10 protein-coding genes, 1 tRNA gene and 1 pseudogene are annotated in these 11865 nt (G+C 74.5%); 4 read left to right on the forward strand and 8 right to left on the reverse strand.

Annotation, left to right across the window (positions count from 1 at the left end; genetic code table 11):
• Nucleotides 1–24: 24 nt before the first annotated feature.
• The 3 genes and pseudogenes from ACUJ8O_RS07035 to ACUJ8O_RS07045 all read right to left on the reverse strand — a co-directional run.
• Nucleotides 25–1398, reverse strand: a pseudogene (locus ACUJ8O_RS07035) (MFS transporter); the annotation flags it as partial.
• Nucleotides 1344–1925: a dCTP deaminase gene (gene dcd / locus ACUJ8O_RS07040; protein WP_101966059.1), complete on the reverse strand. Its 582-nt coding sequence runs from the start codon at nucleotides 1923–1925 to the stop codon at nucleotides 1344–1346. The pseudogene ACUJ8O_RS07035 and the gene dcd, both read right to left, overlap by 55 nt.
• Before the next feature lie 3 nt (nucleotides 1926–1928).
• On the reverse strand, nucleotides 1929–3458 hold the full coding sequence (locus tag ACUJ8O_RS07045) for a hypothetical protein (RefSeq protein WP_101966058.1): 1530 nt from the start codon (nucleotides 3456–3458) through the stop codon (nucleotides 1929–1931).
• 205 nt (nucleotides 3459–3663) lie between these two features.
• Between ACUJ8O_RS07045 and ACUJ8O_RS07050 the strand changes: the two genes are divergently transcribed.
• The 3 genes from ACUJ8O_RS07050 (at nucleotide 3664) to ACUJ8O_RS07060 (ending at nucleotide 5571) form a co-directional block, all read left to right on the forward strand.
• A complete protein-coding gene (locus ACUJ8O_RS07050) occupies nucleotides 3664–4143 on the forward strand; it encodes a cation:proton antiporter regulatory subunit (protein ID WP_363932565.1) in 480 nt (159 codons plus the stop codon).
• Nucleotides 4144–4150: 7 nt separating this feature from the next.
• The gene (locus ACUJ8O_RS07055) at nucleotides 4151–5398 is read left to right on the forward strand and encodes a cation:proton antiporter (protein ID WP_440315534.1); all 1248 of its coding nucleotides are present in this window, start codon (nucleotides 4151–4153) and stop codon (nucleotides 5396–5398) included.
• A gap of 99 nt (nucleotides 5399–5497) precedes the next feature.
• Nucleotides 5498–5571, forward strand: a tRNA-Gly gene (locus tag ACUJ8O_RS07060).
• 167 nt (nucleotides 5572–5738) lie between these two features.
• Here ACUJ8O_RS07060 and ACUJ8O_RS07065 read toward each other — a convergent pair.
• Entirely contained in the window at nucleotides 5739–6185 is a 447-nt protein-coding gene (locus ACUJ8O_RS07065) for a DUF2087 domain-containing protein (RefSeq protein ID WP_065572502.1), read from the reverse strand.
• A gap of 260 nt (nucleotides 6186–6445) precedes the next feature.
• Here ACUJ8O_RS07065 and ACUJ8O_RS07070 point away from each other — a divergent pair, with 260 nt between their 5' ends.
• A complete protein-coding gene (locus ACUJ8O_RS07070) occupies nucleotides 6446–7426 on the forward strand; it encodes an AEC family transporter (RefSeq protein ID WP_095347041.1) in 981 nt (326 codons plus the stop codon).
• A gap of 55 nt (nucleotides 7427–7481) precedes the next feature.
• Here ACUJ8O_RS07070 and ACUJ8O_RS07075 read toward each other — a convergent pair whose 3' ends face one another.
• From ACUJ8O_RS07075 to ACUJ8O_RS07090, 4 genes are all read right to left on the reverse strand, one after another.
• A complete protein-coding gene (locus tag ACUJ8O_RS07075) occupies nucleotides 7482–8429 on the reverse strand; it encodes a diaminopimelate dehydrogenase (RefSeq protein WP_445373264.1) in 948 nt (315 codons plus the stop codon).
• A gap of 44 nt (nucleotides 8430–8473) precedes the next feature.
• Nucleotides 8474–9067 carry a hypothetical protein gene (locus ACUJ8O_RS07080; protein ID WP_445373265.1) on the reverse strand — a complete coding sequence of 198 codons (594 nt, stop codon included), beginning with the start codon at nucleotides 9065–9067 and terminating at the stop codon, nucleotides 8474–8476.
• A gap of 124 nt (nucleotides 9068–9191) precedes the next feature.
• Nucleotides 9192–9671: a flavodoxin domain-containing protein gene (locus ACUJ8O_RS07085; RefSeq protein WP_078025518.1), complete on the reverse strand. Its 480-nt coding sequence runs from the start codon at nucleotides 9669–9671 to the stop codon at nucleotides 9192–9194.
• A 40-nt stretch (nucleotides 9672–9711) separates the two neighbouring features.
• Entirely contained in the window at nucleotides 9712–11811 is a 2100-nt protein-coding gene (locus ACUJ8O_RS07090; protein ID WP_119217973.1) for an NHL domain-containing thioredoxin family protein, read from the reverse strand.
• Between the last annotated feature and the right edge of the window lie 54 nt (nucleotides 11812–11865).

Below are 11865 nucleotides of genomic sequence, written 5' to 3' on the forward strand. Positions count from 1 at the left end.
CGGAGGGATGCGCCCCGCCCGGGGTCAGCGAATCGATTCCGCGCTCCGCGTGATCGGCTCCGTGACCCGGGCGAACAGCAGCCCACCGGCCACGAGCACGACGACGATCACGGGGATGACCACCCGGTTGTCCGGGTGCAGGGCGAGCGCGAGCGTCACGAGCGCGGGCGTGATGAACCCGACCGCGCGGCCCGTGGTGGCGTACAGCCCGAACACCTCGCCGGCCGTCCGCGGCGTGGTGAGTCGACCCAGGAACGCGCGCGAGGCCGACTGCACCGGGCCCACGAACAGGCACAGCGCCAGCCCGCCGACCCAGAACGCGAGGGTGCCCGAGGCGAAGAACAGCGCCCCGGCCACGAGGACCATGGCGGCCAGCGAGCCCAGGATCACCCGGCGCGGACCGACCGCGTCGTCGAGCCGCCCGCCCACGAAGGCGCCCAGGGCGGCCACCACGTTGGCCGCGATCGCGAACAGGATCACGTCCGAGGCCGCCAGCCCGTAGACCGTGGTGCCCAGGATGGCGCCGTAGACGAACACCGCGCCCACGCCATCGCGGAACACCGCCGAGGCCACGAGGAACCACAGCGTGTTCCGGTCCTCGCGCCACATCCGGGCCAGCGTGGCCCCGAGTTCGCGGTACGAGCCCAGCAGCGACTCACGGCGCGGCCCGCCGTCCGCCGCCGGGGCGGGGGCCGGGTCCGGCACGGCCACCAGCACGGGGATCGCGAACACGAGGAACCACGCGGCGGCCACGAGCGCGACCACCCGGATGTTCAGCGCCGCGTCCTCCGTGACGCCGAACCAGTGCGCATCCCCCGAGACGAAGCCCACGAACACGATCAGGAGCAGCAGGATGCCGCCGAGATAGCCCGCGCCCCAGCCGATGCCCGAGATCCGGCCGATCGTGGCCGGCGTCGAGATGTGCACGAGGATCGCGTTGACCTGCACCTCCGCGAACTCGAAGAACACCGTGCCCAGGGCGATCAGGGTGACGCCCAGCAGCAGCGAGGACTCCTCCGGGGTGACCCAGAAGCAGGCCGCGGTGCACGCGATCACGGCGCCGGTGGTCAGCCCCAGCCCTCGCCGGCGCCGTCCCGCGCCGTCCGCCCGACGCCCCAGCACGGGCGCGGTGGCCGCGATGACGACGCCGGCCACCGCCATCGCCGTCGAGAGCCAGGCCGTGCCCCGCTCATCCGGCCCGAACGCGTCCGAGGCCAGGTAGGTGCCGAACACGAAGGTGACCATGACCGCGTTGAACGCGGCCGAACCCCAGTCCCACAGCGCCCAGGCGGCCACCTGGCGGCGCGGGGCGGCGGAAGCGACCGGCGGGAGCGCGACGTCGGTCATCGCTCGATGCGGGTGAGATGGAAGTCGCGGTGCGCCCGGGAGGCCGTGGGCCCGCGCTGACCCTGGTACCGGTTCTGGTTGGCCCCGGTGCCGTACGGCGACTGGGCCGACGAGGAGAGCCGGAAGAAGCACAGCTGGCCGATCTTCATCCCCGGCCACAGCGTGATGGGCAGCGTGGCCACGTTGGACAGCTCGAGCGTGACGTGCCCGGAGAACCCGGGGTCGATGAACCCGGCGGTCGAGTGCGTCAGCAGGCCCAGCCGCCCCAACGAGGACTTGCCTTCGAGGCGAGCGGCGAGGTCGTCCGGCAGCGTGACCTGCTCATAGGTGGAGCCGAGCACGAACTCCCCAGGGTGCAGGATGAACGACTCGTCCGGGTCCACCTCCACCAGCCGGGTCAGCTCGTCCTGCTCCTGGCGCGGGTCGATGTGCGCGTACCGGTGGTTGTCGAAGAGCCGGAAGAACCGGTCCAGGCGCACGTCCACGGACGCGGGCTGGACCATCGCCGGGTCGAGGGGGTCCAGGCCCACGCGGCCGGAGTCGAGCTCGGCGCGGATGTCGCGGTCGGAGAGCAGCACGGCTCAGTCCAACCGCACGACGACGGCCAGCGGGGTGCGCTCGCGGCCCTGGCCCAGCGGGTTGTCCGCGAAGGCGGCCTCGAGGACGGCGGCCGACGCGGCGGTGTCCTTGCCGAGCGCGTTGCGGCCGATGTCGTTGGCGTCCATCACGACGGTGCCGGCGAAGGAGGCCTTCGCCCAGGCCGGGATGTCCGCCGCCCGGATCATCGCCGAGACCTCGGCGGCCACCCGGTCCGGCTCGGCCGGGGGCAGCTTGGCCGAGACGTTGGCCGGGAACGTGGAGTAGGTGGTGGGCCCGTCGATCGCGCGGACGTTGCCGCCCACCACGTTGTAGAACACACCGCGCTTGCCGGCGACCTTGCCGGCGGCGCCGGCGGCCGCGGAGAGCACGATGCGCGGCAGGCCGGCCTCCTGGATGGCCAGCTGCATGGTGGTGGGGTCGCCCAGGCCGATGCCCGCGGGCGTGCGGGTGACCAGGCGGGAGAGGGCGCGGGCGGCCACGGAGGGGCGGACCTCCCAGGTGTAGTAGGAGCGGCCCTGGGTGATGGCCACGATCTTCTCGGACACGGAGAAGTGCCACGGGGCGTCCTGCGGCATCGCGTCCGCGGGCAGGTCGCGGAAGAAGTCCTCGATCTCGCCGCGCAGGTAGGCCTGCAGGTCCGTGTCCCGGTCCACCAGGCCGGTTTGCACAGGGAAGCGGCGGTAGCGGCGGCCGTCCTCGGCGGAGACCAGATCGAGCTCCTTGCCCGGGTTCGGCTCGTGGTCCGGCTTGGCCGGCGCCGGGGCGCCCGCGGCCTCGTCGACCGCGGCGGCGGGGCCGGCCGGGGCGGCGTCCGCGTCCACCGCCTCGCGCAGCCAGAGCTCGAGGTTGAGCAGGCGCCAGAAGCGCTCGGGGTCGTGCCGGCGCGGGTGGGCGAGGAAGTCCTCGAACAGCGCGCGGACGGTGGGCGCGTCGGCGTACGGGCGGGCGGCAAACGAGTCGGAGGCGAACACCTCGCGGACCGGCTCGCGCAGGGCGAGCAGCAGGCCGGCCGCGGCGTCGTCGTCTGCGGGGCGGGCCGGCGGGAGGACGGCATCCACCAGGCCGGCGAGCCGCCCGCGCGGCACGCCGCGATCGGCGGGGCGCTCGTCCGCGTGGGCGTCGACGAAGGCCGAGTTCAGCAACGCCTCGACGGGCACGTCGGCGCGCTCGCGGGAGTCGGCCAGGCGGGCGGCGACGTCGCGGCGGGTCGCGGTCAGGGTGCGCGCGGCACCGCGCAGGCCGCGGGACGCGTCGGCGGCCGGAGGCGTCGGGACGGGGCGGCCGCACACGTGCGCGGTCGAGGCCAAGGGGCCGCCGTGGGCGCGGATCGCGGCGCGGACCGACTCGAGGTCGGCGACCGGGGACGGCGTCGCAGCGGGGGCCAGCGGCGCGGGCCGGGGACCGCCGACGAGGAAGGGGCGGTCCGCCTCCCCGAACGCGAGGTAGCGGTACACCGCCGCGTCGTCGGGGCGGGCGGGGACCTGGGCCGCGTCGGCCGTGGTGTCGCGCATGGGACGTCCTTCCGGGACAGGGGCTGCCGGACGCGTCCGGCCGCGGCCGGGCGCGGTTCGGACTCTACCAGCGGCCCCCGGCGCGCTTTCGTTCGGGAAACGGCGGCCCCTGGTGCGCTTTCGTTCGGGAAACGGCGTGGCCGGCCGCTGGCGCGCGGGTGCGGCCCTGACGTCGACGACGCGGCCGCGACCTAAGATGTGCGGCATGAGCCTCCACGAGACCTCCCTGCCGGGCATCGGCGTGCGCCGCGAGCTGGCCCTCGCCGACGGCCGCCGCATCGGCGTGGTCACCCACCGCGACGGCCAGACCGAGCTGATCCTCTCCGACGCCGAGGACCCGGACGCCTGCGCGATTTCGCTCCCCCTGACCCTTGAGGAGGCGTCCGCCCTGGGCGCGCTCCTGTCCGGGCCGCGACTGGTCTCCCAGCTCCAGGCGCAGCACGCGGACCTGCCCGGCATCACCACCCGTCAGCTGATCCTGCCGTCCGACTCCCCGTACGCGGGCGAGGTGCTCGGGGCGACCCGCATGCGCACGCGCACCGGCGTCTCGATCGTCGCCGTCGTCCGCTCCGGCGTCACCCACGCCTCCCCCGCCCCGACCATGCTCCTCGAGGGCGGCGACCTGCTCGTGGTGGTCGGCACCAGCGAGGGCCTCCGGAAGGCCGAGCGGCTGCTAGCCGCCTGAGGCCCCCGTGGACACCACGCTGATCGCCCTGATCGAGCTCGGGGCCGTGCTCCTGCTGCTCGGCGCCCTCGGCCGGTTCGCCGGAAAGATCGGCATGTCCCCCGTCCCGCTGTACCTGCTGGGCGGACTCATGGTCGGCGTCGGCGGGTTGCTGTTCACCCACGTCGACGCGGCCGGTGTCGCGCACAACCCCATGGAGCCCATCGAGGAGTTCAGCCGACTGGCCGCCGAGATCGGCGTCGTGCTCCTGCTGCTCATGCTCGGCGTGGAGTACTCGGCCCGTGAGCTCGTCGGCGGGCTGCGCGGCTCCTGGCGGGCCGGTGTGTTGGACATCGTCCTGAACTTCACCCCCGGCGCGGCGGCCGGGCTGCTGCTCGGCTGGGGGCCGGTGGGCTCCCTCGTACTGGGCGGCATCACCTACATCTCCTCCTCCGGCATCATCGCGAAGGTCCTCGGCGACCTCGGCCGCGTCGGCAACCGCGAGACCCCCGTGCTGCTGTCCGTGCTCGTGTTCGAGGACCTGGCCATGGCGGTCTACCTGCCCGTGATGACGGCGCTCGCGGCGGGCACCGCCTTTGTCTCCGGTCTGAAGGCGGCGGGCATCGCGCTCGTCGTCGTCACCCTCGTGCTCGGGGTGGCGGTGCGGTACGGTCCCCAGATCTCGCGGCTGCTGCACTCGGACGAGCAGGAGAACTTCCTGCTCACGGTGCTGGGGCTGGCGCTCGTCGTCGCAGGCGTGGCCGGGGCGCTGCAGGTCTCGGCGGGCGTGGGCGCGTTCCTGCTGGGCATCGCGATCTCCGGAGCGGCCGCCAAACAGGCCCGCGCCGTGCTCGAGCCGCTGCGCGACCTCTTCGCCGCCCTGTTCTTCGTGCTGTTCGGCATGAGCGTGGATCCGCGCACCCTGCCGCCCGTGCTGCTGACCGCGCTGGCCCTGGCCCTCGTCACGGCCGCCACGAAGGTGGCCACGGGCTACCTCGCCGCGCGCGGGGCGGGGATCGGCGTGGCCGGCCGCTGGCGCGCGGGGGCGGCCCTGACGATCCGCGGGGAGTTCTCCATCGTGATCGCCGGGCTCGCCGCGTCGGCGGGCGGCGTGCCGTCGGAGATGACCGCGTTCGCGACGGCCTATGTGCTCGCCCTGGCGGTCGCCGGGCCGGTGCTCACGCGGTACGCGGACGCGTTCGGTCGCTCGCGCGCCCGGGCGGCGACGCGGCGGGTGCGGGCGCGCGAGGTCGGCGCGGCGGACCCGGTGCACTGACGTACGGGTCCGCGGGGCTCGATGACGACGCGGGGCCGGTGCACCGGCCGGGCTGGTGTATCGTGGTGCCCGCGCCGCAGGCGGAAACCGAGCGGTTGCGCGGGCGTAGCTCAATGGTAGAGCGCTTGCTTCCCAAGCAAGATACGCGGGTTCGATTCCCGTCGCCCGCTCCACACCACGACGACGGCCCCGGGCCCCTCACGCGAGGGACCCGGGGCCGCGTCGGTCCACGCCGTCCCGCCACGGCCGCACCGGGAACGCGAGACGTCGGAATGCGGCCACATTCACGCGTCAGAACGACCGCTGGCGTTCCAGGTCGACGTGCGGGGTCCCGCTCCCCTCAACGGCCCGCGCGGATCTCGCGCAGCCGGCGTTCCAGGTCGACCGGCAGGTCCGCGGCGAAGCGCGGGTCGAGGTCTGGCCCGGCGTCCGCCAACCGGTAGACACCGTCGGCGCGGTCGAGGAACCCGTAGTCCACGAGTTCGCGACGCAGCGTGGCCACGTCCTCGTGGGCGGGGCGCAGCAGGTCGTTGACCTCAGCCTCCGCGTAGGCGCGGCCCGCTCTGAAGCGACGCAGCAGCTCGAGAAGGACGGCCACCCGCGGCTTGCGGCGCGCGGGGATGGAGCGCAGCCGGTCCCCGTCGAAGAAGCGGGCGAGCACGGTCGCGTGGTAGCGCTCGGCGGACTGCCACTCGTCGGCGAGGGCCGCCGCCGCGGCGGTGTACCGCTCACCGGTGACGGCCATGCGGGCGCGGATCAGGGTCTTGAGGTCGGACTGACGGGTCATGGTGCATCCTCGCCGGCGCGCTCCCGGCCATGCCGCGCCGCGGGTCGGGGACGACGTCCGTCGCGTGTGGGTGGGCCCGAGGATCCGCTCCCCTTCGCGCCGGGCTGCAGGGCCCTGCCGCGCGGGGCCGGGCCGCGTGGCGCGCTCGGCGGTGGGCGCCGCCGTCGTGATCCAGGCTAGCCGACGCCCGCGGCGTAGGATCGCGCCATGCCCCTGACCCCGCCGCGGACCGCCCCACCCCGACCCGTGGAGGCCCGTCCGTGACTCAGGTGCTCTCCGGCTTCGCGGTCGTGTGGGTGATCATCCTCGTGGGCGTCCTGGTGGGGCGCACGGGGGTGCTCGGCGAGCACGGCCGCACCGTGCTCTCCCGCGCGGCGTTCTTCATCGGCAACCCGGCGCTGCTGTTCGTCACGCTCTCCCGCGCGGACGTGGGGGCCGTGCTGGGCCCCCAGCTGTGGGTGGCCTCGCTGTCCGCGTTCGCGGCGGCCGCGCTGTACCTCGCGGTGACGGTCCCGCTGCTGAAGGGCAGGTCGGCCTCGGAGCGGATCATGTCCGCACTCAGCGCCTCGCTCGTGAACTCGGCGAACCTCGGCATCCCCATCGCGGCCTACGTCCTCGGCGACGCCGCCCTGGCCGCCCCGGCGCTCATCTTCCAGCTGGCGATCTACACGCCGCTCTACGTGGCCGCGATGGACGCCGTCACCGCGCGCGAGGCCCGGCGACGCACGACGGCGGGCCGGCGTCGTGCGGTGCGCCGCGCCCCCGGGCGCGCCGTGGCCGACCAGGTCCGCCACACGGTCACCAACCCCCTGATCCTGGGCTCGGTGGCCGGCCTGGTGTTCTCTTTCACCGGCTGGTCGTTGCCGGGCCCCCTCATGGAGTCCGTGGAGCTCATCGGCGGGCTGTCCATCCCGGCGATGCTCCTGGCGTTCGGCATGTCCCTGGTCGGCTCGCGGCCGCTCGAGCGGGCCGGCGGGCGACGCGCGGACGTGCTGATCGCCTCGGCGGTGAAGCTGGTGGTGCATCCGCTGCTGGCCTGGCTGCTCGCGCAGTTCGTGTTCGGCCTGGATGCGCGGCACGTGTTCGTCGCCGTCGTCCTGGCCTCCCTGCCCACCGCACAGAACGTGTTCGTCACGGCCGTGCGCTACGACACGGGCCTGCGCGTCTCGAAGGACACGATCCTGGTCACCACGATCGTCGCGATCCCGGCGATGATCGCCGTCGCCCTGCTGTTGGCCTGAGGCCGACGACGACGGCGCCCGGTCCGGTGCCACGCGCCGGACGCCTCGTCGCGGTTCAGACGTCCCGGCGGATCAGCTCGTCCAGCCCCGTGGGCGAGAGCAGGTACGGGGCGATCTCGAGCACGGTGCGCGCCCCCGTCTCCCCCTGGGCCCTTAGACGCGCGGCGGCACGGCCGTAGGCGACCTGCGCGGCGGCGGTGGAGTCGGGGGTGGACTCCAGCTCCAGCACGAGCTCGACCGCGCTGCGCGAGCCGCCGAGGTCGCCCGAGGTGACGGCGTGGCCGCCGTGTGGCATGCCCTGGTGGTCGCGCTCGAACTCCTCGTCGGAGATGAAGTGCACGGTGGTCTCGTACGGGGCGAAGTAGTCGGGCATCGTGGTGATGGCCGCGTGGTCGGCCTCGTCGGCCACGACATAGCACTCACGCACGTGCGCGGAGGCGCCGGTGATCTCGGCGCCCCGTCCGGCGCGGGCCTCGGCGATCGCCTCCTCGCTGGGGATCGTGTACTGCACGCCGCGCCGGACGCCGGGGACCCGCCGGACGGCGTCGGAATGGCCCTGCGAGAGGCCCTTGCCCCAGAACGTGTTCTGCTGCGGCTGCGGGAACAGCACCGCGCCCAGCACCCGGTTCAGCGAGAACAGGCCCGGGTCCCAGCCGGTGGAGATCATCGCCACGTGCCCGCCCTCCCGGGCCGCGGCGTCCATCTCGGCGCGGTGCCGCGGGATGAGCTGGTGGTTGTCGTAGGTGTCCACGGTGGTGAAGTGCCGCGCGTAGCCGGCCGCCTGTTCGGGGAGGTCCGTGGCGCTGCCGAGGCAGAGGAACAGCACGTCGATCTCCCCGGCGTGCTCGGCGGCCCGCTCCGCCGGGAGCACGGGCGTGTCCGTGTCCAGGCCGGTGCGGCGCGAGAAGATGCCCACCAGCTCCATGTCCGGCTGGAGCTTCACGAGCTTCTCCACACTGCGTCCGAGGTTCCCGTATCCGACGATGCCGGCGCGGATGGTCATGTGCGTCCTCCTGGTGGGGTCGTGGTCAGGTCGGTCCCGCCAGCCTAGGCCCGGCGCCGCGGGGCGCCGAGTCCGCCGGCCGGACCGCGCAGCAGGAGCACGACGACGGCGACCAGCCCCGCCGACGCCAGCACGCTGACCACGTAGATCGGCCAGGCCCACGGGCTGTGGTCGCCCCCGCTGATGCCGTAGGTGTCCGCGAGCGCCATGCCCGGCCCGAACGAGGCCATGAAGTAGGCCGGGGACGCGGCGACGAGCGAGGCGAGGCCCAGGGCGAGGACCGCCAGCGGGTCGACCTCCTCGCGACGCCACGTGAGGAACCACAGGATCGCGGCCACACCGAACCCGGCCGCTAGGATCACGGCCGGAAGGACGAAGGGGACGCCGAGCTGGCCCGCCGCGCTCAGGTCCGCGTAGATCCTCCCGAGGCCGCGGTCGCCGGGCGCGGCGGCCAACGGGTTGAGGACGAACACCTGCAGGGCCGCGAGCGCCGCGACCGCCGCGACGACGCCCGGGACCACCGCACCCGCGGCGAGCCGCACCCAGCCGGGCCGGTCGGGCAGAGCGAGGGGCGCCGTCGTCGGGCGGGGCCGGGCGGGGCGGGAGGACGCGGCGGGGCGACGGGCGGCATGGGACATGCGGCCAGGTTAACCGCTCGCCTCGGCTGCGGACACGAGAGCCTCCGTCGCCGTTTCGTCAACGAAAGCGTCTGCGGAGGCTCCTCCGCCTCCACCGTCTCGTCGACGACAGCGGCGGGTGAGGTCAGCGCACGCCGGCGCCGGGGAGGGTCTTGGCCCAGGCCTCGATGGCGTCCCAGTCGCGGAAGTCGCCGTAGTGCTCGTTGCGGGAGAGCTTGAGCTTGAGCTTCTCCAGCCGGCCCAGGCGCTCCTCGAAGAGCGCCCCGCGGAAGTACGCCACCTCGCGCGGACCGTAGGACTCGAGCTTCTCCCGCACCGGCCGGGCCAGCTCGGGCGCGCCGCCCGAGGCCAGGATCACGAGCGGCAGGTCCGTCAACTCGGCCCGACGGGTGTCAAGGAACGCCCGGGCGTCGGCGGCGAACGAGCCCGTGTAGACCGGAGCCGCGACGATCACCGCGTCCGCCGTGGCCAGCCAGGCGGCGGCGCCCTCGACGTCCTCCACCACGGTCGGGACGGCCTGCGACGTGCGCAGCACCTCAGCGACACGCTCGGCGATCTCTCGCGTGGATCCGTGGGCGGACGAGGTGACGATGAGCGTGGTCATGGTGGGGCGCAGCCTTCGGGGTCGGGGGCGGACGACGCGCTCAGTGTATCCCGCGCAGGTCCAGGTCCAGGCGGGTCTCGGCGCCCTCCGGGGCCCGGTCCGGGGTGTGCACCGTGACCGGGATGCCCCAGTCCTGCTGGTACAGGTGGCAGGCGGCGTGGTCGGGGATCGGCTGCCCCTTCTCCCCGTCGCATGCGGCGGCCCGGGCGGTGATGTGCAGGACGCCCTCCTCGACCTCGGGGTTCAGCCGCAGCGTCCGGTGCAGCCCCGTGGACGTGCCCGCGCCCTCGAGCAGCAGCTCCTCCGGGGAGGAGGAGATCTTCAGCTGCGTGGGGTCGCCCCAGCGGTCGTCCAGCTTCTGCCCCGTGGGCGCGGCGAAGCCGATCGTCAGGTCCAGGTCGCCGGCCACCACCGGGGTGCGGGGACGCTGCGTCTGCCGCGCGCCCTCGTCCACGGTGAGGAACTCCTCCGGCACCGCCAGCCGCGTGAGCCGGTGGGCGTTGGACTCGACCACCACGATCGCGGTGTCGTTCCCGTCCGCGTCGTGCTCCACGAGCACGTCCGAGGGCTCGAGCAGCCCCCGCGCCACCGTGGTCACCGTGGCCGGGACCGCCCGGCCCGCAGCGTCCTCGCCGGCCGGGGCGTACCGGCGGATCGCGCCGTTGTACGTGTCCGCGATCAGCACGGAGCCGTCCGGCAGGGCCGTGACGCCCAGCGGGTGCTGCAGGCGCGCGCGGTCCGCCTCCCCGTCCACGTGGCCGAAGTCGAACAGGCCCGCCCCGACGGCGGTCCCGACCTCGCGGCGCCCGTCCTCCCCGGTCCGCACCCAGCGCACCGCGGAGGTCTCCGAGTCCGCGACCCACAGCGCGCCGTCCGCGCCCACGGACAGCCCCGAGGGCTGCGCGAACCAGGCCCGTCCGGCGTCGCCGTCCAGCAGGCCCTCGAGCGCCGTGCCCGCGTGCACCGCGAGCGCGCCCGTGACGGGGTCGAAGTCGAAGAGCTGGTGCGTGCCGGCCATCGCGATCACCACACGCCCCAGGGCGGGGTGCCACACGACGTCCCACGGGGAGGACAGCGAGATCGCGGTCGGCTCCCCGGGCAGGTCCGCGAGGTCGACGGCGATGTCCCCCTCGTCGTCGACGGCGGCGGCCTCCTTGGCGCGCTCGGAGTCGATGAGCTTCTGCACGCCGTTGCCGGCGAGGGTGCTGACGTGCCCGTCCGACAGGCGCAGGCCCCGCAGCCGGTGGTTGACGGAGTCCGCCACGACCACGTCGTAGCCGACGCGCTCCGCGACGTCCTCGGGCAGCAGCGCCAGGCCCTGGGGCTCGTTGAACAGCGCCTCGTCCGGCCCGCCGTCCGCGTGGCCCTTCTCCCCGGGCGTGGGGAATGCGAGCTCGGCCTGGCCCGCGTCCGCCGTGGCGGGGTCCCCGCCGCCGAACGCGCGGAGCACCGTGGTCAGGTCCTCGGCGACCTCCAGGAGGCGGTGGTGGCCGGTGTCCGAGACGAGGAACGAGCCCGGGCGGGAGCCGCGGCCGCCGAGGGACACGGCCTTGCCGGGGAACGACAGGTCCCGGGCCACGGGCGCGGGCGGGACGTAGGGGCCGGAGCCGCGGTGCAGCGTGCCCTTGGCCTCGTGCTCGGCCACGAGCTCGCGCACGAGCCCGTAGAGCCCGGCCACGTGCCCCTCGCCGGACAGGTGCGCGGCGATGTAGCCCTCCGGGTCCACCACCACGAGGGTGGGCCAGGCGCGCGCCGAGTACGCCTGCCACGTGGTCAGCTCGGGGTCGTCCAGCACGGGGTGCTCGATGGCGTAGCGCTCGACGGCGGCCGCGAGCGCGTCCGGGTCCGCCTCGTGCTCGAACTTGGGCGAGTGCACGCCCACCGTGACGAGCACATCCGCGAACTCCTCCTCGAGCGGGCGCAGCTCGTCCAGGACGTGCAGGCAGTTGATGCAGCAGAACGTCCAGAAGTCGAGGAGGACGACCTTGCCGCGCAGGTCCTCGAGGGTCACCTGCTCACCGCCGGTGTTCAGCCAGCCGCGGCCCACCAGCTCGGACGCGCGCACCCGGGTGGCCGCGCGCGGCACGGCGGCGGGGGCGTCAGCGGACGGGGCGGGGTTCGGGGTCTGCGGTGCGGTCATGCCCACCATCATGGCGCACGTCCCGGACGCGTCAGCCGTGAGCGGACGCCGCGG

Source organism: Micrococcus sp. EWR3.9.1, from assembly GCF_052615555.1.

Coding starts and splice junctions, on each gene's coding strand:
- ACUJ8O_RS07045 (WP_101966058.1), bottom strand. CDS start 3,458: ATGCGCGACACCACGGCCGACGCGGCCCAGGTCCCCGCCCGCCCCGAC.
- ACUJ8O_RS07050 (WP_363932565.1), top strand. CDS start 3,664: ATGAGCCTCCACGAGACCTCCCTGCCGGGCATCGGCGTGCGCCGCGAG.
- ACUJ8O_RS07065 (WP_065572502.1), bottom strand. CDS start 6,185: ATGACCCGTCAGTCCGACCTCAAGACCCTGATCCGCGCCCGCATGGCC.
- ACUJ8O_RS07075 (WP_445373264.1), bottom strand. CDS start 8,429: ATGACCATCCGCGCCGGCATCGTCGGATACGGGAACCTCGGACGCAGT.
- ACUJ8O_RS07080 (WP_445373265.1), bottom strand. CDS start 9,067: ATGTCCCATGCCGCCCGTCGCCCCGCCGCGTCCTCCCGCCCCGCCCGG.
- ACUJ8O_RS07085 (WP_078025518.1), bottom strand. CDS start 9,671: ATGACCACGCTCATCGTCACCTCGTCCGCCCACGGATCCACGCGAGAG.
- ACUJ8O_RS07090 (WP_119217973.1), bottom strand. CDS start 11,811: ATGACCGCACCGCAGACCCCGAACCCCGCCCCGTCCGCTGACGCCCCC.